Genomic DNA, 679 nt, shown 5'->3' with positions numbered 1-679 from the left:
ACCACCACATAACCACGGGAGTCCCTTTCCGCCGCCTCGGCGGTGGAAAGGGACTCCCTTCCCCCCGAGTCGCTCATCGGCACCGCCCGTCCGGAACTCGACCGCCCGGGATGCTCGCCCACTTTCGGCCGTACCGACGCGTTCGCCGCCGCTGACTCCCGTGCCCCGCTCCGCTCCCCCTGCGCCCCGCCGCGCCGCCCACGCCCGAATGTGGGCTTTTTTCGTATAAGCGCACGGGGCGAAGAAGCTTCTCATACGGTGTTATTCAGCAGCTACAACCGATTTGTAGCGAAGGCCGCCTCGCCGTGGCGAAGCGACCTTGTCGGATACAAGGAGAGGGCAGAGAGCTCCGATGTCCAACTACCTTCGCAAGAACGATGACGCCGCTCGTGAGACGACCTCCCCGCTCCGCCGTCGTCGGCTCTGGCTCGCCACCGGCGTCGTGGGCCTCACGGGAGCGGTCAGCCTCGCCGGCGTCGCGTACGCGACGACCGGGGTGACGGGTCCCCACCGGCTCGCCGACGTGAAGTGGTCGACCGCCCAGCAACTCAAGGACGACGGCGGCGCCCAGGCCGAGGAGAACGCCGCCGACGAGTCCGGCCGGGACGGCAAGGACCGCGACAACGACCGGGACCGGAACAAGGACCGGGACCGGGACAAGGACGAGCACGGGCGCGTG

1 pseudogene is annotated in these 679 nt (G+C 69.1%); it reads left to right on the top strand.

Annotation, left to right across the window (positions count from 1 at the left end):
- Positions 1-352: 352 nt before the first annotated feature.
- Positions 353-679, top strand: a pseudogene (locus tag EFE23_RS27880) (hypothetical protein); the annotation flags it as partial.

Origin of the sequence: Micromonospora solifontis (assembly GCF_003725545.1) — a bacterium.
GTDB lineage: Bacteria > Actinomycetota > Actinomycetes > Mycobacteriales > Micromonosporaceae > Micromonospora > Micromonospora solifontis.
Note: the sequence above shows the minus strand (reverse complement) of the source record. Positions and strands in the feature narration are given on the sequence as shown.